Source organism: Sphingomonas sp. Sph1(2015) (assembly GCF_001970915.1).
Classification (GTDB): Bacteria; Pseudomonadota; Alphaproteobacteria; order Sphingomonadales; family Sphingomonadaceae; genus Sphingomonas; species Sphingomonas parapaucimobilis.
This window is the reverse complement of record NZ_MQUI01000013.1, coordinates 40,008-60,492: the sequence shown is the minus strand read 5'-3', so window position 1 is coordinate 60,492 and position 20,485 is coordinate 40,008. Positions and strand designations below refer to the sequence as shown.

General features: G+C 64.6%; 20 protein-coding genes and 1 riboswitch. Of the genes, 7 read left to right on the top strand and 13 right to left on the bottom strand.

Annotated features, from left to right (window positions below):
• Window positions 1–67: 67 nt before the first annotated feature.
• From ung to BSZ14_RS07700, 3 genes are all read left to right on the top strand, one after another.
• Window positions 68–763 (top strand): uracil-DNA glycosylase, encoded by a 696-nt coding sequence (gene ung, locus BSZ14_RS07710; protein WP_198930469.1) that lies wholly within the window; start codon window positions 68–70, stop codon window positions 761–763.
• An 80-nt stretch (window positions 764–843) separates the two neighbouring features.
• Window positions 844–1,155 (top strand): alkylphosphonate utilization protein, encoded by a 312-nt coding sequence (locus BSZ14_RS07705; protein ID WP_056435829.1) that lies wholly within the window; start codon window positions 844–846, stop codon window positions 1,153–1,155.
• Between the two features lie 37 nt (window positions 1,156–1,192).
• Entirely contained in the window at window positions 1,193–1,357 is a 165-nt protein-coding gene (locus BSZ14_RS07700; RefSeq protein WP_042485284.1) for a type II toxin-antitoxin system prevent-host-death family antitoxin, read from the top strand.
• A gap of 925 nt (window positions 1,358–2,282) precedes the next feature.
• Here the strand turns inward: BSZ14_RS07700 and thiC are convergent.
• The 8 genes from thiC to gluQRS all read right to left on the bottom strand — a co-directional run bounded on the left by thiC (window position 2,283) and on the right by gluQRS (window position 10,709).
• Complete coding sequence (thiC, locus tag BSZ14_RS07690; RefSeq protein ID WP_076710470.1) at window positions 2,283–4,217, bottom strand: phosphomethylpyrimidine synthase ThiC; 1,935 nt, start codon at window positions 4,215–4,217, stop codon at window positions 2,283–2,285.
• Between the two features lie 35 nt (window positions 4,218–4,252).
• Window positions 4,253–4,361, bottom strand: a riboswitch (TPP riboswitch).
• A 149-nt stretch (window positions 4,362–4,510) separates the two neighbouring features.
• Complete coding sequence (locus BSZ14_RS07685) at window positions 4,511–5,545, bottom strand: ferritin-like domain-containing protein (protein ID WP_076710469.1); 1,035 nt, start codon at window positions 5,543–5,545, stop codon at window positions 4,511–4,513.
• 34 nt (window positions 5,546–5,579) lie between these two features.
• Window positions 5,580–6,560, bottom strand: a complete 981-nt coding sequence (locus BSZ14_RS07680) for a ferritin-like domain-containing protein (RefSeq protein ID WP_042485204.1) — start codon at window positions 6,558–6,560, stop codon at window positions 5,580–5,582.
• Between the two features lie 201 nt (window positions 6,561–6,761).
• Window positions 6,762–7,739: an L-histidine N(alpha)-methyltransferase gene (gene egtD, locus BSZ14_RS07675; RefSeq protein ID WP_076710468.1), complete on the bottom strand. Its 978-nt coding sequence runs from the start codon at window positions 7,737–7,739 to the stop codon at window positions 6,762–6,764.
• 2 nt (window positions 7,740–7,741) lie between these two features.
• Window positions 7,742–9,013, bottom strand: coding sequence for an ergothioneine biosynthesis protein EgtB (gene egtB, locus BSZ14_RS07670; protein ID WP_076710467.1), 1,272 nt, complete (start codon window positions 9,011–9,013; stop codon window positions 7,742–7,744).
• A 38-nt stretch (window positions 9,014–9,051) separates the two neighbouring features.
• The gene (locus tag BSZ14_RS07665) at window positions 9,052–9,615 is read right to left on the bottom strand and encodes a cob(I)yrinic acid a,c-diamide adenosyltransferase (protein ID WP_042485178.1); all 564 of its coding nucleotides are present in this window, start codon (window positions 9,613–9,615) and stop codon (window positions 9,052–9,054) included.
• A gap of 4 nt (window positions 9,616–9,619) precedes the next feature.
• Window positions 9,620–9,847 carry a twin transmembrane helix small protein gene (locus BSZ14_RS07660; RefSeq protein WP_042485175.1) on the bottom strand — a complete coding sequence of 76 codons (228 nt, stop codon included), beginning with the start codon at window positions 9,845–9,847 and terminating at the stop codon, window positions 9,620–9,622.
• Between the two features lie 10 nt (window positions 9,848–9,857).
• Entirely contained in the window at window positions 9,858–10,709 is an 852-nt protein-coding gene (gluQRS, locus tag BSZ14_RS07655; protein WP_076710466.1) for a tRNA glutamyl-Q(34) synthetase GluQRS, read from the bottom strand.
• A 110-nt stretch (window positions 10,710–10,819) separates the two neighbouring features.
• On the opposite strand from gluQRS, the gene BSZ14_RS07650 reads away from it, so the two are divergent.
• The 4 genes from BSZ14_RS07650 to BSZ14_RS07635 all read left to right on the top strand — a co-directional run bounded on the left by BSZ14_RS07650 (window position 10,820) and on the right by BSZ14_RS07635 (window position 15,167).
• On the top strand, window positions 10,820–11,386 hold the full coding sequence (locus BSZ14_RS07650; RefSeq protein WP_042485172.1) for an HNH endonuclease: 567 nt from the start codon (window positions 10,820–10,822) through the stop codon (window positions 11,384–11,386).
• Between the two features lie 17 nt (window positions 11,387–11,403).
• Window positions 11,404–11,862: an EF-hand domain-containing protein gene (locus BSZ14_RS07645; RefSeq protein WP_076710465.1), complete on the top strand. Its 459-nt coding sequence runs from the start codon at window positions 11,404–11,406 to the stop codon at window positions 11,860–11,862.
• Between the two features lie 226 nt (window positions 11,863–12,088).
• On the top strand, window positions 12,089–14,764 hold the full coding sequence (ppc, locus tag BSZ14_RS07640) for a phosphoenolpyruvate carboxylase (RefSeq protein WP_076710464.1): 2,676 nt from the start codon (window positions 12,089–12,091) through the stop codon (window positions 14,762–14,764).
• 1 nt (window position 14,765) lies between these two features.
• Window positions 14,766–15,167, top strand: coding sequence for an OsmC family protein (locus BSZ14_RS07635; protein ID WP_076710463.1), 402 nt, complete (start codon window positions 14,766–14,768; stop codon window positions 15,165–15,167).
• Between the two features lie 104 nt (window positions 15,168–15,271).
• Here BSZ14_RS07635 and BSZ14_RS19285 read toward each other — a convergent pair whose 3' ends face one another.
• The 5 genes from BSZ14_RS19285 to BSZ14_RS07610 all read right to left on the bottom strand — a co-directional run bounded on the left by BSZ14_RS19285 (window position 15,272) and on the right by BSZ14_RS07610 (window position 20,385).
• Complete coding sequence (locus tag BSZ14_RS19285) at window positions 15,272–15,937, bottom strand: hypothetical protein (RefSeq protein ID WP_139330367.1); 666 nt, start codon at window positions 15,935–15,937, stop codon at window positions 15,272–15,274.
• Window positions 15,938–16,794: 857 nt separating this feature from the next.
• Window positions 16,795–17,292, bottom strand: coding sequence for a methylated-DNA--[protein]-cysteine S-methyltransferase (locus BSZ14_RS07625; RefSeq protein WP_076710461.1), 498 nt, complete (start codon window positions 17,290–17,292; stop codon window positions 16,795–16,797).
• A gap of 50 nt (window positions 17,293–17,342) precedes the next feature.
• Complete coding sequence (locus BSZ14_RS07620; protein WP_076710460.1) at window positions 17,343–17,738, bottom strand: acyl-CoA thioesterase; 396 nt, start codon at window positions 17,736–17,738, stop codon at window positions 17,343–17,345.
• Entirely contained in the window at window positions 17,735–18,340 is a 606-nt protein-coding gene (locus BSZ14_RS07615; RefSeq protein WP_241823683.1) for a DedA family protein, read from the bottom strand. Before BSZ14_RS07615 ends, BSZ14_RS07620 begins: the two co-directional genes overlap by 4 nt.
• Window positions 18,316–20,385: a S9 family peptidase gene (locus tag BSZ14_RS07610; RefSeq protein WP_076710459.1), complete on the bottom strand. Its 2,070-nt coding sequence runs from the start codon at window positions 20,383–20,385 to the stop codon at window positions 18,316–18,318. Before BSZ14_RS07610 ends, BSZ14_RS07615 begins: the two co-directional genes overlap by 25 nt.
• Window positions 20,386–20,485: the final 100 nt, after the last annotated feature.

The window sequence follows — 20,485 nt, the reverse complement described above, 5'->3', positions numbered from 1 at the left end:
ATCGCCTGCATAACGATCATCGGCGACGCCGGTTGCGCGCATCCGTCGCGAACGGCAAGACACAATCATGAGCGATGTTCGATTGCACGAAAGCTGGCTGTCGGTGCTGCGGCCCGAATTCGACGAACCCTATATGAAGGCGCTGAAATCCTTCCTCGCCGAGGAGCGCGAGGGCGGCGAACGTGTCTTTCCCCGCCCGTCCGAATGGTTCCGCGCGCTCGACCTGACGCCGCTGGATCAGGTGCGCGTCGTCATCCTGGGGCAGGACCCCTATCATGGCGAAGGGCAGGCGCACGGCCTGGCCTTCTCGGTCCAGCCCGGCGTCCGCCCGCCGCCCAGCCTGGTCAACCTCTACAAGGAGATGGCGACCGACCTGGGCATCGCCCCGCCCGGCCACGGCCTGCTCGACCATTGGGCGCGGCAGGGGGTGTTGCTGCTCAACTCGGTGCTGACCGTGCGCATGGGGCAAGCCGCCTCGCATCAGGGGCGCGGCTGGGAGCGCTTCACCGACGCCGTGATCCGCGCCGTCGCCGCCAGGCCCGAGCCGGTCGTCTTCATCCTGTGGGGCGCCTATGCCCAGAAGAAAGCGGGTTTCGTCCGTGAGATGGGCGAAGGGCGGCACTGCGTCCTGACTTCGGTCCACCCCTCGCCCTTGTCGGCGCGGGGCGGCTTTTTCGGCTCGAAGCCCTTTTCGAAGGCCAATGACTTCCTGGTCGAGCATGGTCGCGAGCCGATCGACTGGGCGCTCCCGCCGCTGGCATGATCTGTAATCATACTGGCATCATTTCGGCCAAGCGCGCATAGCGCCCGCCATTCCACCGATCAGAACAGGGACCCCAGGCCATGGCCGACGACGACTATGTGTATGACGAAGCGACCGGCGAATGGATCAGCGCGGCCGACGCCGCCGCCAAGGGCGGCACGGCGAGCGACGACGATGCGGTCGTGGTGCGCGACTCGGTCGGCAACGTGCTGAACGACGGCGACCAGGTGACGCTGATCAAGGACCTTACCGTCAAGGGCGCGGGCCAGACGCTGAAGCGTGGCACCCTCATCAAGTCGATCCGCCTGACCGGCGACGCGCAGGAAATCGACTGCAAGTTCGACGGGATCAAGGGCCTGGTGCTGCGCGCGGAGTTTGTGCGGAAGCGGTGAGGTTGACGTTCAGCCGGTTGTAGGAGAGCATGGCCCCATGCAGGCAGTCTCCTACGACGAAGCGGCCGAGAATCTGGAGGCGATGATCGACAAGGTCGTCGCCGACCGCGCGCCCGTGGCGATTACGCTTGAGCGGGGTGAAGGAGCGGTTCTGGTATCGGCCAGCGAGTGGGCGTCGATCGAGCAAGTTCTGATCCGATAATACTTCGCTAGGACGGATCGACATTCAGACATACCCTTCTTCCCTCGCCCCTCTTGAGGGGAGAGGGTTGCGCAGACTTAGTCTTTGCGAAGCAAAGGCTTAGTCGGAGCTGGGTGAGGGGTGAAGCGCTCGGGCAGCGAGCGCGCGAGCCTTGAGGCTCGCTCAACCCCTCACCCAAGCTGCGCTAGCCAGCAAAGCTGGCAAGCTCCGCTAACCCTCTCCCCTATCCAGGGGAGAGGGAAAAGGGCGGCAGCATGAATGTCGATTGGTCCTAGAAAACAGCGGGTTTATAGCGGGTAACAAAATCAAATGCCTTGCGCTTGAGCAGCATGATAAATTTTCTGAACCGCTATGCTTCAATTTTTTGACCACAACGCGAATTTGTGGGAAACCTGCATAGTCGAAGCTAAAGGCTCTCCCGTCCTGCGGGAATGGCCCACGCTACGCTTCGATGCACGATTGTGCGGGCACGATTCCCCCGCACGAGCGGGGATGAATTTGCGCCGTTGGAGACGCCGATACCAATGCTTTCTCGGGAGTGCGGGTCAGCCGATCTGACAGCAAAACGAAATCAGGGCCGCCGCGCCAACGACGGCCCTGATGGAGGCGGACATACCACCTCGGTGCTTGTGCAAGCGTAAAAGCACGTAGTGGTCCTCCTTTTAACAATCAACTGGTTTGCGTGTCCGGAACCAGAGCCTGTTAAAGGAAGAGCATACAATGCGTACTCGTAAACCTATTGGTACCACTGCCCGTACGGGCGAAATCTGCCCCGACTCCGGGGTCTGGCAGCCCATCGGGTATTCCACCACTGCCCCTATCGCAGAGGGCAACCGCATGCCGCCCTATGACGGCAAGGCGGTGACGTGGAAGTTGATCCAGTACGCTTAAAAGAAGGGGGCGGTCGAAAGACCGCCCCTTTTTATCACTCCGCCGGAAGGTAAACCTCCCCGCCCTTCTCGCGGAACCGTTCGCTCATTTCCTGCATCCCCACCTCGGCATCCTCCGCCGCGACGAAGGTTTCTACTGGCGCGTTCTGCTTGGCCGCGAACTCCCGAGGTTCGGGATCGCGACCTGCTCCCAGCAGGTCGCTATTCGCCGCGCGCGACGCGGCAAATTCCCGCACTTCCTGCGTGATCTTCATCGAACAAAATTTCGGGCCGCACATCGAACAGAAATGCGCGGTTTTCGCGCCTTCCGCCGGGAGCGTCTGGTCGTGGTAGGACTCCGCCGTGTCGGGGTCGAGCGACAGGTTGAACTGGTCGCGCCAGCGGAACTCGAAGCGGGCGCGGCTCAGTGCGTCGTCGCGCATCTTGGCGGCGGGGTGCCCCTTGGCCAGGTCGGCGGCGTGGGCGGCCAGCTTGTAGGTGACGACGCCGACCTTCACATCGTCGCGGTCGGGCAGGCCCAGATGCTCCTTGGGCGTGACGTAGCAGAGCATCGCCGTGCCGTACCAGCCGATCATCGCCGCACCGATGCCGCTGGTGATATGGTCATAGCCCGGCGCAATGTCCGTTGTTAGCGGCCCGAGCGTGTAGAAGGGCGCCTCGCCGCACGCCTCCAGCTGCTTTTCCATATTCTGCTTGATCTTGTGCATCGGCACATGGCCGGGGCCTTCGATGATGACCTGCACGTCCTGCGCCCAGGCGCGCTTGGTCAGCTCGCCCAGCGTATACAGCTCGGCGAACTGCGCCTCGTCATTGGCGTCGGCGATCGCGCCGGGACGCAGGCCGTCGCCCAGCGAATAGGCGATGTCATAGGCCTTCATAATCTCGGTGATCTCGTCGAAGCGTTCGTACAGGAACGACTCCTTGTGATGCGCCAGGCACCACTTGGCCATGATCGAGCCGCCGCGCGACACGATGCCGGTGACGCGCCTGGCGGTCAGCGGGATGTAGGGCAGGCGCACGCCCGCATGGATGGTGAAATAGTCGACGCCCTGCTCGGCCTGTTCGATCAGCGTGTCGCGGAAGATTTCCCAGGTCAGCTCCTCGGCAATGCCGCCGACCTTTTCCAGCGCCTGATAGATGGGGACGGTGCCGATCGGCACGGGCGAGTTGCGGATGATCCATTCGCGCGTGTCGTGGATGTTGCGCCCCGTCGACAGGTCCATCACCGTGTCCGCGCCCCAGCGGATCGACCAGACCAGCTTGTCGACTTCGGAGGCGACGTTGCTGGCGACCGCCGAATTGCCGATATTGGCGTTGATCTTGACCAGGAAGTTGCGGCCGATCGCCATCGGCTCGGACTCGGGATGGTTGATGTTGTTGGGGATGATCGCCCGGCCGCGCGCCACTTCGTCACGGACGAATTCAGGCGTGACGTAATCGGGAATCTCCGCGCCGAAGCTCTCGCCGTCGCGGACATAGTCCTTCAGCATCTCGCGGCCCAGATTCTCGCGGGTCGCGACATATTCCATCTCGGGCGTGATGATGCCGCGCCGGGCATAATGCATCTGGCTGACGTTCATGCCCGACTTGGCCCGCAAGGGGCGGTTCAGCCCGGTGCGCGGGAATTGCGGCACGCCGCCCGACCGGTCGGGGCCGAGCTGGCCATTATCCTCGGGCCGGATTTCGCGGCCGTCATAGGCCTCGACATCGCCGCGCGCCTCTATCCAGTTGCGGCGGATCTGCGGCAGGCCCGCCATGATGTCGATGCGCGCATTGGGGTCCGTGTACGCGCCGCTGGTGTCGTACACGCGCAAGGGCGGCTCGCCCGAGGACGGGTCGAGATGGATTTCGCGCATCGCGACGTTCAGCGGGCCGACGTGAATCTTCTTCGAGCCACGAATGGGGCCGGTGGTCACGCCGATTGCGCTGCCCGCGGGGGGGATTTCGGTCTTTGCGGGGATATCTGCCATAGTCGTCCACTCCATGCGGAGGAAACGGACCATGAGAGATGGGGCCGCTCCCTCCCTACGCCGGTGTCAGCCGGATCAGGTTCAGCGGGTCAGGGGCTCTTGCCCCCCTCTCAAGCGCAGGCCAGCGCTCCCCCGGGGATACGGCCCATCATAAGCGAGTTCGCGGCGGATAAGAAGCGGTTTCGCGTGAAGGGGGAACAGCCCCGCGACACATACAAAATGCCCCGACCGGCCAGGGGACTGGCGACCGGTCGGGGCAAGCGGCCCTTGGAGGGGACCTTGGGAAGGGCAGTTTAGCCGCTGGCGGCGCTGGTGCGGACGGTGCCGTTCAGACCGCCGGGGAAAAAGCCGCCGCCGTTCACCGCCGCCTTGTTCAGATACACGACGTTCAGCACCTGGCCGGGCGTGCGGACAAAGGCGATAGCGTTGGAATCGGCGGGAACCAGGTTCGCCACCTGCGCGCCGTTCACCATCGCGACGATGCCCTGGTCGAGATCGGTCGAGCCGTCCAGGCTGTCGCGCGCGTCCGAGATCTTGCCCGCATTGGTGATGAGCGACGCATTGCTCAGCCCCTTGCGGTACAGCGTCGTGCGGACCAGACCGGCATGATAGGCCTCGGCCGCGTGGATGCCCGCCGCCGCCTCGATAAAGGTCTTGTTGGTCAACAGGGCGACGCCGCCCATATAGGCGGTGACGCCGACATCCTCGAACAGGAACGCGCCGAGCAGGAAGGCCTCGTCCGAGGCGTAAGGATCGAAGGTCGATCCGCTGGTGATGACCCCCGCCGCGACCGCCGCCGCCGTGAACGCACCGCTGGCATCGCCCGACAGGTTGATCGAAGGCTGCGCCACCGCCGCACTGCCCAGCGCATTGCGCAGGAAGTTGACATGGGCGATCTCGTCATAGGCGATCTCGCGCGCATATTGCGCGACGATCGGGTCCTTGAACTGGACCTGACGCGGCTGGCCCGCGCCGTTGGTGGCGCTGGTGTTGATCGCGACCGCACCCTGCGTTCCGGTGCCGGTCAGCGCCGACGACGGCAGGCCGGTGCCGAAGGCGGCATAGCTGTAGAATTGCGCTTCCAGATATTCGAGCTGGAGCGCGAAGTTCAGCACATCGGCATCCGTCACCGACCCGGTCGGGGTGGTGGTGGGCGTCGGCGTGGGCACGACGATGACATTGTCGCCATCGTCCCCGCAGGCGCCCAGCATCGCCAGGCCACCGACGGCGCCGGCCCCGGCGGCCATGCGCATGAAACGGCGACGATCGGACCGACGCTTGGCGGAGGCCTCTTCGATAACCTCGAGAATGCAGCGTTCTTCGCTCATGATTCAAATCCTCTCCAGAGGAGGAAAAAGGGGATCAGTTCGCCACGCTCGCGCGCAGATTGCCGTTGACGCCGTTCGGGAAGAACCCGCCCAGCGTGGCGGCCGCCTTGTTCAGGTACACGATGTTGAGCACCTGACCCGGCGAGCGACTGAACGCGATGCCGTTCGTATCGAGCGGCACGATGTTGGACACGAGCTGTCCGTTGACCGTCGTCTGGGCGATCCCCTGGTCGAGGTCGCTCGAACCGTCCAGGCTGTCGCGCGCGTCCGAGATCTTGCCTGCGGCGGTGATGAGCGACGATTCCGGGTTGGGATCGGCATAGCCACGGGCATAGAGCGTCGTGCGCACGATCGCGGCGTGATAAGCCTCGACCGCCAGGATGCCTGCCGCCGCCTGCAGAAAGGTCTTGTTGCTGATCAACGGCGAGGCGCCCTTATAGGCGGTCACGCCGACATCCTCGAAGATATACGCGCCCAGCAGGAAAGCGGTGGGCGAGCTATAGGGGTTGAAGGTGCCGCTGGTAATCACGCCCGCGGCCAGTGCCGCCGCCGTGAACGGGCCATTGGCATCGCCCGAGATGTTGATCGCGGGTTGCGCGACCGCCGCGCTACCCAGCGCGGTGCGCAGGAAGGCGACATGCGCCGCCTCGTCCGCCGCGATCTCGCGGGCATATTGCCCGACAATGGCGTCATCGCCGATGCCGGTCGCGAAATTGACCTGCTGGCCGCCCGTCACGGCCCCTTGCGTGCCGGTGCCGGTCAACTGGTTGGCGGGCAGCCCGGTGCCGTTGGCGGCAAAGGCATAGAACTGCGCCTCGAGATATTCGAGGTTCAGCGCGAAGTTCAGGATATCGGTGTCGGTGACCGTCGACTGTGCCCCGGCCTTGCCCGCCAGGGAAAAGGCGGTCACGCCGGCGGCTGCCGCGCCCATTGCCGTCTTGAAGAATTCACGCCGCATATTGCGACGCTCGACCCGTGCATCGAACGCGTCGAGCAGTTGTGCGCTTTCGGTCATCATGCTCCTCCCGATCAGGAACCGTCGACAAGTTCTTCTGTTATAGTGAAACGATCAGAAGTACTTTTCGCGGGGCCGGACCGTGGAACACCCTGTCGAGTTGAACCTTGGCCAAACCGGGATTCACAACGTCAAACCTGCCAAAAAGTCGCACGGCCTTAACAAAAATTAGATCTGTATCCGGATATTACGCCAGACCGTTCATGGCGCGAGCCGAGCAGATTGCGCTTCGGCCAGATAGACCGCGAACAGCTCGTCGGGATCGCTCCACTGCGCGATCGGCGTCCAGCCGCCCGCCCGCAACAGGATCTTGGCATCGCGGGGGCCGTATTTGTGGCTGTTCTCCGTATGGATGGTTTCGCCCGACGCCATGGCGAAGGGCCGCCCCTCGATGGTGAAATCCACGTCCCGCTCTGCGGCTAGGTGCATCTCGATCCGCGAGCGGTCGTCGTTCCAGATCGCGCGGTGGCGGAAGGCGTCGACCGGGATGGTGCCGTCCAGCTCGCGGTTGATCCGGTCGAGCAGGTTGCGGTTGAACGCCGCCGTCACGCCTGCCGCATCGTCATAGGCGGGGACGAGCACGTCGCTGGACTTGGTCCGGTCCATGCCGATCAGCAGCATCGCCCCCTCGCCCAGCGAGCCGCGCATCGCGCGCAGCAGGTCAGTCGCCATGGCAGGCGTCATGTTGCCGATGGTCGAACCGGGAAAGAAGCCCAGTTTCGGCGCATCCGCCACCACCGCAGGCAGCGCCAGCGGACGCATGAAATCGCCTTCCAGCGGATGGATGGGCAGGTCGGGAAAGGCCTGTTGCAGCCCGCGCGCGGATTCGCGCAGGAAGTCGCCCGAAATGTCGATCGGCACATAGGCCGAGGGTTCGACACAGCGCAGCAGCACCGGCGTCTTGGTCGAGGAGCCCGAACCGAACTCGACCACGGCGCGCCCCTTGCCGACATGCTCCACCAGATCGGGGCACATGGTCTTCAGGATCGCGGTCTCGGTCCGCGTCGGATAATATTCGGGCAGGTCGGTGATCGCCTCGAACAGCTCGGACCCCGTGCGGTCGTAGAGCCAGCGCGCGGGGATGGCGCGCGGGCGGCGCTCCAACCCGGCGAACACGTCCGCGCGAAAGGCAGGGTCAGCCAGCGACATCTGGCCGTCCTCGATTTCGGGCTTCAGCATGATTACAGGTCCTTTGCCAGGCGGACGCCGGTGAACTGCCAGCGCTGATGGGGATAGAAGAAGTTGCGGTAAGAGGCGCGGGCATGGCCACGCGGCGTCGCGCAGCTGCCGCCGCGCAGGACGAACTGCCCGTTCATGAACTTGCCGTTATATTCGCCGACCGCGCCCTCGACGGGGTGGAAGCCGGGATAGGGACGGTACGCGCTACCGGTCCATTCCCAGACGTCGCCGAAAAAGGCCGGGCCGCCGGGCGAGGGGCGCGGCTCGATCGCGCCCGCGCGGTCCAGCTGGTTGCCGCCCGATGCGTCACGCGACGCGGCGGCCGCTTCCCATTCAAACTCGGTCGGCAGGCGCGCGCCCGCCCAGGTGGCAAAGGCGTCCGCCTCGTAGAAGCTGACATGCGTGACCGGCGCGGCCGGGTCGATCGCGCGCCGTCCGTCCAGCCCGAACCGGGTCCAGCCGCCGTCGCGCTGCTCCCAATAGAGCGGCGCGGCGATGCCCTCGCTTTTCACCCAGGCCCAACCGTCCGACAGCCAGAGCCGTGCATCATGATAGCCGCCATCGTCGATGAACTGCATCCATTCGGCATTGGTGACGGTGCGATCGGCCATGGCATGGCCCTGAAGCAACGCCTGGTGACGTGGCCCTTCGCAGTCGAAGGCGAAGCCCTGCCCGTCATGGCCGATCTCGACGATCCCCGTCCGGCCCTCGATCCAGCCGATCGCACCGGGCATCGCGACGGGGGCCTTCGGCTCGGGCGTATAAAGTGCCGGTTCGAGCGGGTTTTCGGAGAACAGGTGCAGGATGTCGGTGACGAACAGCTCCTGATGCTGCTCCTCATGGTGACAGCCCAGCGCCACCAGTTCGCGCGCCTCGGCGGGCAGGTCGGGCAGCGCCGCCAGCAGCGCGGCGTCGACATGGGCGCGATAGGCACGCACCTCGTCCAGCGTCGGCCGGGTGATCATCCCCCGGCGATGGCGCGCGTGACGCTTTCCCTCCGCCTCGTAATAGCTGTTGAACAGGAAGGGGAAACGCGGATCGTGCAGACCATAACCCGGCACATGGTCGCGCAGCACGAAGGTTTCGAAGAACCAGGTGGTATGCGCCATATGCCATTTGGCGGGCGACGCGTCCGGCATCGACTGGACGGTCGCATCGGCATCGGACAATGGCGCGGCCAGCGCCAGGGTCAGCGCACGGACAGAACGATAGCGGGATGCAAGCTCGCTGGCAGGCTCAAGGGTCGCCACAGAGGACGGTATGAGGGTCGGCATTGGGCGCTCCCCGGGACATGGGGAGGCCGGTCGGCCCCTTACCGTACCATGCGCGCCCCTCCTGGAACCCAAAGAACGTCCGATGCGCCGCTTTGGTTCATCGTGCGCGCGGCGACAAAAAGCCAATCGGACAATCGGTTGAGATAGGCGAGCGCGGGCGGGTTGATCGCCTCCTGCTCGGCCAGCGCCACGGCGGCGCGCTCGGCCCGCCTAGCGATGGCGCGCGCCAGATGCAGGTGCGCGGACGCCGCGCTGCCGCCCGGCAGGATGAAGCTGGTCAGCGGCGACAGCGATGCGTTCATCACGTCGATCTCCGCCTCCAGCCGCGCGACCTGTTCGGGCACGATGCGTAGCGCGCCCTCGATCTCGCCGGGCGTGGCGAGGTCCGCGCCCAGATCGAACAGGTCGTTCTGGATCATGGTCAATTGCGCGGCGAGCGGCCCTTCGACCGACAGCAGCGCCACGCCGATCGCGCTGTTCGCCTCGTCCACCTCGCCAATCGCGACCATGCGCGGCTCCGCCTTGGAGCGGCGCGATCCGTCGACCAGCCCGGTCGTGCCTTCGTCGCCGGTGCGGGTGTAGATTTTCGTCAGCTTGACCAAGGGATCAGGTCCGCCCCGCCATGAACAGCAGCAGCACGACGACGGTGATCGCCAGCGCCTGGAAAAAGATGCGCTGCTGCATCATCCGGTTAGACTTCAGCTGCGACGCGGTCGGCCCCTCGCCCTTCGCCTCGGCCGTCGCCTCCTGGAGAAAGGTGATGATGCCGCGCACCAGCGCGACGACGGTGGCGAGCATCGCCGCGATCAGCAGGATCACGAGAAAAGTGGTCATGCCCTTGAGCTTACGCCTCCCCCAGCCGAAATCCAGCAGGAAGCATATTGCGGCGCAGCGCATCGGCCAGCGCGCGGCCATCCTCTCCCGCTTCGCGCATCGCCGCCAGCGCAGGCGCACCGTGCCGCTTGGCCAGGCGCTGGCCGTCCGCGCCGACGATCAGCGGATGGTGGTGATAGAGTGGCGTCTCCAGGTCGAGCAGCCCCTGCAACAGCCGGTGGATATGGGTCGCGTCGAACAGATCGACCCCGCGTACCACGTCGGTCACGCCCTGCGCGGCATCGTCGACCGTCACCGCCAGATGATAGCTGGCGGGCGCATCCTTGCGTGCGAGGATGACGTCGCCTTGGGCGAGCGGATCGGCAGCGACCGTCCCTGCATATTCGTCCTGCCAGCAAAGCGGCCCGGCGCGCTCCACCGCCCGTTTCATGTCCAGCCGCCAGCTATGCGGCTCGCCCATCCGCGCAGCGCGCGTCCCGGGCGACAGATGGCGGCACGTGCCCGGATAGAGCGGCGTCGCCCCATGCGGGGCGGACAGGCTGGCGGCGATTTCGGCGCGGGTGCAGAAACAGGGATAGAGCAGATCGGCCAGCCGCCCCTGTGCCGCCGCGTACAGGCCCAGCCGCTCGGACTGGAAGGACAGTTCGTCCCATTCCAGCCCCAGCCATTCCAGATCGCGCAGGATCGCATCGACATGCTCGGGGCGACTGCGCGTGCCGTCGATATCCTCGATGCGCAGCAGGAAGCGCCCGCCGCTTGTCCGCGCCAGATCGAAGGCGCGTACCGCCGACAGCGCGTGCCCCAGATGCAGCCGCCCGGTCGGGCTGGGCGCGAATCGCGTCACGGGTCGCCCACCGCTCATCGCCCGCCCCCTTGACCGCGATTCACATCCCATGCTGTCATAGTGCGCAGTGTCATAGCCATGTCACGCGCCTGCGCGAAGAGCGTCGGCGTACCACGAAGGGAGGAGCTGTGTTTCATCCCGACCTGATCCGACACCCGGACTCGTGTCCGGCGCTCGTACTGAATGCGGACTATACGCCGCTGTCCTATTATCCGCTGTCGGTCTGGCCCTGGCAGACCGCGGTGAAGGCCGTGTTCCTCGACCGGGTGGATATCGTCGCCCATTATGAGCGCGAGGTGCGCAGCCCGACCGCCAAGGTCAAGCTGCCCTCGGTCATTGCGCTCAAGCAATTCGTGAAGCCGTCGCAATTCCCGGCCTTCACCCGCTTCAACCTGTTCCTGCGCGACCGCTTCTCCTGCCAATATTGCGGATCGCACCGCGACCTGACCTTCGACCATGTCATCCCGCGCGCACAAGGCGGCCGGACGACCTGGGAAAATGTCGTCACCGCCTGTGCGCCCTGTAACCTGAAAAAGGGCGGGCGCACCCCGCGCCAGGCCGCGATGCCGCTGCATATCGAGCCGATCCGCCCGACCAACTGGCATCTGCAGGAACATGGCCGCAGCTTCCCGCCCAATTATCTGCATGAAACATGGCACGACTGGCTCTATTGGGACGTTGAGCTGGAAGCGTAACGAAGCGGGAGTGTCGAATGCGTGGATGGGCAAGAGGCCTGACGAGCCTGGGATTGATGGCACTGGCCGCCACCACCACCGCCTGTGGCAAGAAGGCGGAAAACCGCGCCGAGGCCGACCGTGCCGCCGCCAAGGCAGGCTTCGTGCCGCCCTCCGTCACATCCCGCGTCGACTTCGGCAGCATGATGGCGCGCCGCTTCCGCGAACTGGACCGCGACGGCAACGACATCATCACCGCCGATGAAATGCCCACCACCAATTCGCGCCTGTGGGAGCTGGACCGCAACAAGGACGGCGAGATCACCGAGAGCGAATTCTTCGAGGGGATGCTCGCGCGTTTCGACCGGATGGACCTGAACCGCGACGGTACGGTCACGTCGGAAGAGCGCGAGGCTTCGCGCACCGAACGGCCCGCGACACCCAGCAACCCGGTGGCGACGGGCGCGACCGCGACCCCGCCGGGGAATGCGAACTGAGCGGCAGCCTCGGACACACAGGACCACTGCCGATACCAAGCCTCTCCTTACTCTCCTCCCGCTTATGGAAGAGCCAACGCCTCTGTTTCCTCCCCTTCCGCAGGCGGGAGGGAAGAAAAGTTGAGACATGCGTAATTTCTACGCTTCCGCCTGCCATAATATTATACCAAAATTACATGTCGCGATTGGTTGACGCGCATCCTATTGCGTTGCAGCAATAGCGCCCATGACAATCCTGCCTCCGATCGCCAACAATCCCGACATCCGCTTTCTGGGCGCACAGCTTGGCGATGTGATCCGCCGTTATGGCGGCGACGCGCTGTTCGAGGCGACCGAAGCCATTCGCCGCGCCTCGGTCGATCGCTATCGCGGATTGGGCGAGGACGGATCGGTCGACCTGCAACTGGAGAAGCTGGCGCTCGACGAGACGCTGGATTTCGTGCGTGGCTTCATGCTGTTCTCGATGCTCGCCAATCTGGCCGAGGATCGACAGGGCATTGCGCGCGAGCCGGGCACCGATATTGCCGAGGTGCTGGCGACGCTGTCCGAACAGGGCATCGACCGCGACGCGGCCATGGAGCTGCTGGCGCAGGCGCTGGTCGTGCCGGTGCTGACCGCGCACCCGACCGAGGTGCGGCGCAAGAGCATGATCGACCACCGCAACCGCATCGCCGAATTGCTGGCGATGCGCGACGCCGGCCGTGACGTGACGCCCGACGGCGACGATGTGGAAGCGGCGATCGGCCGCCAGATCGCGCTCCTCTGGCAGACGCGCGTCCTGCGCCGCGAGCGGCTGTACGTCACCGATGAGGTGGAGACGGCGCTGTCTTACTTGCGCGACGTATTCCTCCCCGTCCTCCCCGCGCTCTACCAGCGTTGGGACAAGGCGTTCGGCGCGCGCGTGCCCGCCTTCCTGCGCCCCGGTTCGTGGATCGGCGGCGACCGCGACGGCAACCCCTTCGTCACCGCCGAATCGCTGACCACCGCGCTGGCGCAGGCAGCGGACGCGGTGCTGACCCATTATTGCGAGGCGGTCCACGCGCTGGGCGCCGAACTGTCGATCTCGACCGGCCATGCGCAGGTGGACGAAGCGGTGCTGGCGCTGGCCGATGCCAGCGGCGACGACGCGCTCAGCCGCGCGGACGAGCCCTATCGCCGCGCACTGTCGGGCATCTATGCGCGACTGGCCGCAACCCATCAGCACCTCACCGGCAAGACCCCGCCCCGCCCGGGCAAGCTGACCGGCCAGCCCTATCCCGATCCCAAGGCGCTGCGCACCGATCTGGTCGCGATCGCGCGGGGGCTGGCGGCGCAGGGCGACGGCACGCTGGCGAGCAGCGGCGCACTGGGCCGGCTGATCCGCGCGGTCGAGACGTTCGGCTTCCACCTGGCCACACTCGACCTGCGCCAGAATTCGGCGGTGCATGAGCGCGTCGTCGCCGAACTGCTGAAGGTCGCGGGCGTCGAGGCGGACTATCTGGCGCTCGACGAGGACGCCCGCGTCGCGCTGCTCCGCCGCGAACTCGCCAATGCCCGGCCGCTGTTCAGCCAATATGCGGACTATTCGGACGAGACCCGCTCCGAACTGGCGATCGTCCGGGCCGCCGCCGATGCCCATGCCACATATGGCCCGAAGTGCATCACCAACTATATCGTCTCAATGGGCAAGTCGGTGTCCGACCTGCTCGAAATCAACCTGATGCTGAAGGAATTCGGCCTCTACCGCCCCGGCGCGCCCGCCACCGCCGCGATCATGGCGGTGCCCCTGTTCGAGACGATCGAGGATCTGGAAGCCGGGCCGGAGATCATGCGCGCCTATTTCGCGCTGCCGGAGATCGCCGCGATCGTCCGCGCCCGCGGGCACCAGGAAGTGATGATCGGCTATTCGGACTCGAACAAGGATGGCGGCTACCTGACCTCCACCTGGTCGCTGTCCAAGGCGTCGAGCGCCTTCCGCCCGGTCTTTGATGAGGCGGGCGTGCGGATGCAGCTGTTCCATGGCCGCGGCGGCGCGGTGGGGCGTGGCGGCGGCAGCGCCTTCGCCGCGATCCGCGCCCAGCCGCACGGCACGGTGCAGGGCCGTATCCGCATCACCGAACAGGGCGAAGTGATTGCGGGCAAATACGGCACGCGCGACTCGGCACTGACCAATCTGGAAGCCATGGCCTCCGCCACCCTGCTCGCCAGCCTGGAACCCGACCGGCTGTCGGCCGCGGACACCGCGCGCTTTACCGCGGCGATGGAAGAGCTGTCGGCCACTGCCTTCACCACCTATCGCGCTCTGGTCTACGGGACCGAGGGCTTCCGCACCTTCTTCCGCCAGATGACCCCGATCGCGGAAATCGCAGGGCTGAAGATCGGCAGCCGCCCGGCCAGCCGCAAAAAGTCCGACGCGATCGAGGATTTGCGCGCCATCCCCTGGGTGTTCAGCTGGGCGCAGGCACGCGTGATGCTGCCCGGCTGGTTCGGCGTCGGCACCGCGATCGCGCAGTTCGAGGACAAGGCGCTGCTCGCCGAGATGGCGAAACACTGGCCCTTCTTTGCCGCGACGCTGGCGAATATGGAGATGGTGCTGGCCAAGTCCGACATCGGCATCGCGCGGCGCTATGCGGGTCTGGTCGAGGACGAAACCTTACGCGACACGATATTCGGGCGGATCCATGACGGCTGGCACCGCGCGCGCGACGGCCTGCTGACCGTGACCGGGCAGACGCGGCTGCTGTCAGACAACCCGGCACTGGAGGCGTCGATCCGCCTGCGTCTGCCCTATATCGAGCCGCTGAACCTGCTGCAGATCGAACTGATGAAGCGGCACCGCGCGGGCGAGGACGATCCGCGCATCGGCGAGGGCATCCTGTTGTCGATCAACGGCATCGCCACGGCATTGAGGAACAGCGGGTAACATGGCCGATTTCATCGTCCATTACGAAGGCGGCCTGCGCTGTCATGTCGCCCATCCTGACAATGGCGCGGTGCTGGTCATGGACGCCTCGCAGGAGCTGGGCGGGCGGGGCGAGCATTTCTCGCCCAGCGACCTGTTGTCGGTGTCGCTGGGCGGCTGCGTGCTGAGCATCATGGCGATGGCGGGGCGGGTCGCCGGGCTGGAACTGGCGGGCGCGACCGCGACCGTCACCAAGGCGATGGGCAACGCCCCGCGCCGGATCACGACGCTGGGCGTGACGGTCCGGGTGCCGGGACGGTATGACGCCGCCCAGCGTAAAAGGCTGGAAGCCGCGGCCGCAGCCTGCCCGGTTCATGCGGTGCTGGGAATCGATGCGCCGATCACGATCCTCTGGGACGACTGACCCCATCCGATATGCCGCAGCCTGAGCAAGGTTACCGCCCGACATGGTCCCAATATCCACCGTCACCCCATGCCAGGTATATCCGGGCATGAGGTGATCGGGCTTTACAGAAACGCCTTGGTTATTGTTTCGGTCATCAGATCCGCTTTTGTCTGCATGTCTTTCAGGGAAAGAGAGTTGGAGATCAGGGAAACCGTCACCCCCTGGCGTTTACCGATCCACATATCGGTAACCCGGGCGCCCTTGCCCGGTGTCGCGTAAAACGACCGACTCAATGCGCCTCCGTTTATAACGGCGGCCGTTTCCGCATCGGGAAATCCAATGGTAACCGTTCCGCCGATCGGAGCGGCAACATCAAGATACGTTACGACTGCGGAAAATTGCGGGCATTTGTAGAGATCGCTCAGGCCGTTAGTGACATCAGACCCTGTCAACTTCACACCCATCGGAATACGGTCGATTCGACGACACCCAGGATAGGGCTCCATAGGCAGTGGCTGAGGATTGGGCTTGAAACCACCACGCGCCATGTCTCGACCCAGCGCTATCTGTTCACGAATGACGGCATTTTCATCGACGTCACTTGAACGACTTGGCGCCAAAGGCCTTTGTGCGCTTGACGGGGAGCGCCGTTCGTTTTGGATCTCGGCTTGAGAGTTGTGAAGAGATGGACCGCTGGAAGACCGCTCGATTACCGCTCCCTCAGGCCTGATGTCACCACCAGATATGATCGAGGCCTGCAGCGCTATGACGAAGATCAGCATGCTCATGTCCGTGCTCCATTGCATGATTCTCTAGGCTTGGATGCTCTGGTAATACCACATGGACCGTTACATGACCTTACATGCACAGACTGACCATAGCTATTCGTCGGATTACCAAGATAGTGCTTTGTTTCAATACTCGAAGCTCCGGTCGACATATCCCAATGCACCCGCCGGGTTTGCCGCTCCGATTTGTTATAGCTCTGAGTAAAGTTAAAATTGAAAGTCACTAGAATTTGTAGCGACATATCCCAGTGCGTATAATTTGATGAGCTATCCGCATAAACGTAGCCACAATCAACATTCGAAGAAAAATCCACCCCCTCCCATCGCGCTGTCTGTTGCGCATTGACGGGGCCGGAAAAGCACATCAAAGCCGAAGCCATTACCATAAAACGATTTATCATAGATCCCCCAAATCTTTGATTCCTCTTTTTATTAACAATGCATTGCCACATTAATACAGCACTTTGTTGTCATCAACAACAAGGATGATGCACGGCGTTATTATTCAAATATTTCCTGATTTATTGTTCAGATTCATAACGCTAATTAATTCAATAAAATTTATAAATTAGAGAATAACCGAGTAATGACGAACCAATTTCCCCAATTACGAATCCCCAAACCGCAAATATCTCGGCCAGGTAAATATACCCGAATGAAGATTGGGAGCATGATGACATCAGCTTGATCCACCCCTCCCCTTCAGGGGAGGGGCAGGGGGTGGGGCCTTTCCGCAAACGCCGGGCCTGTGGCGATGCCCTACCCCAACCCCTCCCCTGAAGGGGAGGGGCCAGGCTCGGTTCGATCCCATATCGTTGTGCTCCAGGACCACCCCGGAGCAAGGGTTTCAGACGCGCTTATGCCAGCGCGAGCGTCGGCTCGCCGCGTTCATGGGCGAGCAGCCATTGCTTCACGGCCAGCCCGCCCGCGAAGCCCGTCAACGTCCCGTTCGCACCAATCACCCGGTGGCACGGCGTCACGATCGACAGCGGGTTGCGCCCGTTCGCCGCCCCCACCGCGCGCGATGCCCCCGGCCGGCCGATCGCGGTGGCGAGCGCGGCGTAGCTGCGTGTTTCGCCATATGGAATGGCGTTCAAGCCCGTCCACACCGCCTTCTGAAACGCGGTGCCTTCGGGGTCGAGCGGCAGGTCGAACACGCGGCGTCCTCCCGCGAAATATTCGGACAGCTGACACACCGCTTGCGTCAGTACCGCATGCGCCGGATCGTCGCGACGTTCGGGCAGCGTCACCCGCCCGACCCGCTCGTCGGCCCACAGGACGGCGCGCAGGCCATGCCCGCTTGCCACGAGGGTCAGCTCGCCCACCGGCGAGGCCATGGTGCATTCGCTCAACATGGGGAGCATCCTAACCGATGATCGCCCCGGATACGTCCCGCTTCTTGCGGTCAAAGCCGGAAGAAGGGCGCGGCGATCTCTGGCGTGACACGGAGCAACCGGCCGGTGGCGCGGTCGATCAGCGCCCAGGTCGTCACCGCCTCCACCTTTACCCGCCCCCCGGCATCCAGAAAGCGGACATGCCGGTCGAAGCGCGCGCCCTTGGGCGGATTGGGCACCCAGGTCTCGGCCGTCACCGTCTCGCCCGCCACGACATTGCCGCGATAGTCGATCTCGTGCCGCGTCACGACCCAGACATGGGCGGCGGCATGTTCGGGGGGCACGACGGCTTCCCAATGCGCGCCCGCGATCGCCTGAATCCACTGGACCCAGACGGCGTTGTTCACATGGCCCAGCTCGTCGATATGCTCACGGAGGGCGGTGAAGGTCTTGGTGAAGCGGCTCATGCCTGTTCGTCCGATTCCCTGTATCGCTGCCACAATGCGCGCACGCCCCAGCCGATCGCGGCGGCGACCATCACCAGTCCGGCCGCCATCAGGATATGCGGCAGCGTGGGGCGGTAGCGCGCGGCGAGTTCGTGAAACGCCTCGCCGAACAGATAACCGATACCGGTGAAGATCGCAGCCCAGCACAGGGCGGATGCCGCATTGACCGCGACGAACAACCGCGTCGACACATGGCTGGTGCCCAGCGCCACCGGGCTGATCGTGCGCAGCCCGTAGAGGAAGCGAAAGGCGAAGATGAAGCCGACCGGATAACGCTCCATCAGCCTGGTCACGCGGGCATAGACCCGCCGCTTGCGCAACTTGCTCACCCAGCGCCCGTCGCGCGCCCGCCGGCCGATGGTGAAGAAGACCTGGTCCGCCAGGAACGAGCCGATCGCGGCGGCGAGGAAGGCGGCGGGCCAGCCGATCAGCCCCTGGTGCGACAGGATACCCCCCGTCACGACCGCCGTCTCGCCCTCCAGCCCGGCACCGAGCGCGATGGCCGCGACGCCGTAGCGCGCGACGATCGCCTCTATGCTCAGGATTCGACTCCCATCTGCCACAGGATGAAGGCGTGCTCCTCGGCCCCTTCGCGCAAGCTCTCGAACCGGCCCGACTTGCCGCCATGCCCTGCGCCCATATTGGTCTTGAGCAGCAGCAAATTGTCGTCGGTCTTGGTCGCGCGCAATTTGGCGGCCCATTTGGCGGGCTCCCAATAGGTGACGCGCGGGTCGTTCAGCCCGCCCGAGATGAATAGCGGCGGATAGGCTTGGGGCCGGACATTGTCATAGGGGCTGTAGCTGCGGATCAGCTCGAACGCCGCCTTGTCCTCGATCGGGTTGCCCCATTCGGGCCACTCGCCCGGCGTCAGCGGCAGCTCGGCGTCCATCATCGTGTTGAGTACGTCGACGAACGGCACGTCCGCGATCACCGCGCCCCACAGCTCGGGATCCGAATTGACCACCGCGCCCATCAGTTCGCCACCCGCCGAACGGCCCGCAATGGCGATCTGGCCCTGGCTGGTCCAGCCACCGTCGATCAGCCCCTTCGCCACGTCGACGAAATCATGGAAGGTGTTGGTCCGCTTTTCCAGCTTGCCGTCCAGATACCACTGCTGACCCAGATCGTCGCCACCGCGGATATGCGCGATGGCATAGGCGAAACCGCGGTCGAGCAGGCTCATACGGCCCGTCGAGAAGCCCGGCGGAATCGCATAGCCGTAGGCGCCGTACGCATAGAGGAACAGCTTGCCCGACCCGTCGCGCGGGCAGTCCCTGGGGTAGACGATCGACACCGGCACCATCGTCCCGTCGCGAGCAGGAATCTTCAGCCGCTCGGTCCGATACTTGTCCGCGTCATAACCCGACGGGATGTCCTGCACCTTCAGCACGGTCAGGCTGCCGGTCGCCACGTCATAGTCATAGACGGTGCCCGGCGTGACCATCGATTCATAGCCGAGCCGCAGGATCGACACGTCATATTCGGGATTGTCGCCCAGGCCCGCCGTATAGCTCGCCTCGGGAAAATCGATCCGCTGGGGAACGGTCGGCGTGTCGTAGCGATGGATGGCGATCCGGTCCAAACCGTCCTCGCGCCCCTCGACCACGAAGAAGTCCTTATAGCACTCCACCCCGGTCATGTAGAAATGCGGGTTGGGACCGATCAGCTCGTGCCACTCGCCGGGATTGTCGATCGAGGCGGTGCACAGGCGGAATTGCGGGTCCACGTCATTGGTGTGGATGAACAGCGTGCCGTCATGCTCGTCCACGTCGTACTCGCGCCCCTCCTTGCGGGGCGCGACCAGGATCGGCTCGGCAAAGACATTATCGGCCGGGAGAAGCCGCACCTCGCTGGTGACGTGGTCTCCGGTCGCGATCACGATCCAGTTGCGCGCAGAGGTCTCGGCGACGGCGACGCGGTAGCCTTCGTCATCCTCGTGGAACAACTCGACATCATCCTCGACGGCCGTGCCCAGCTTGTGGAAACGCGCATTGTCGGTGCGCCACTGCGCATTCGCCACGCCGTAGAGAAAGCCGCTGTCGTCGGCGACCCAGACGATCTCGGACAACATGCCGGGGATGACGTCGGGCAGGTGTTCGCCGGTGGTCAGGTCCTTGACCCGCACCTCGAACCGTTCGGAGCCATTGTCGTCGATCGCATAGGCCAGATAGCGGCCATTGTTGCTGATCGAGAAGGCACCCAGCCGGAAATATTCCTTGCCCTCGGCCAGCGCGGGTTCGTCGAGCAGCAGCTCGTCGGCGCCACCCGCAACCGGCTTGCGCCACCATTTGCGATATTGTCCGCCGGTCTCGAACGCGGTCCAGTAGAGCCAGTCGCCATCCTTTTGGGGCACGGAGGATTCATCCTCCTTGATCCGGCCCTTCATCTCTTCATACAGCCGGTCGATCAGCGGCTGGCGCGGGGCCATCACCGCCTCGAAATAGGCGTTCTCCGCCTCGACATAGGCGAGAACGTCCTTGTCCTCGACCTCCGGATAGGCGGGGTCCTTCAGCCAGGCATAGGGGTCGGTGATGGTGATCCCGTGTGCGGTGAAGCTGTGGGGACGGGTCTGAGCAATGGGCGGCGTCGGCGCGGCGGGTTCGGTCATCGCCCGGATGTAGCTAGGCTTACGCCCCGCCGGAAGGGGTGGGCCAAGGTTTCTCCCACGCTCTTGCCCCCGTTACCCCTATCCCCAACGGCCGTTCACG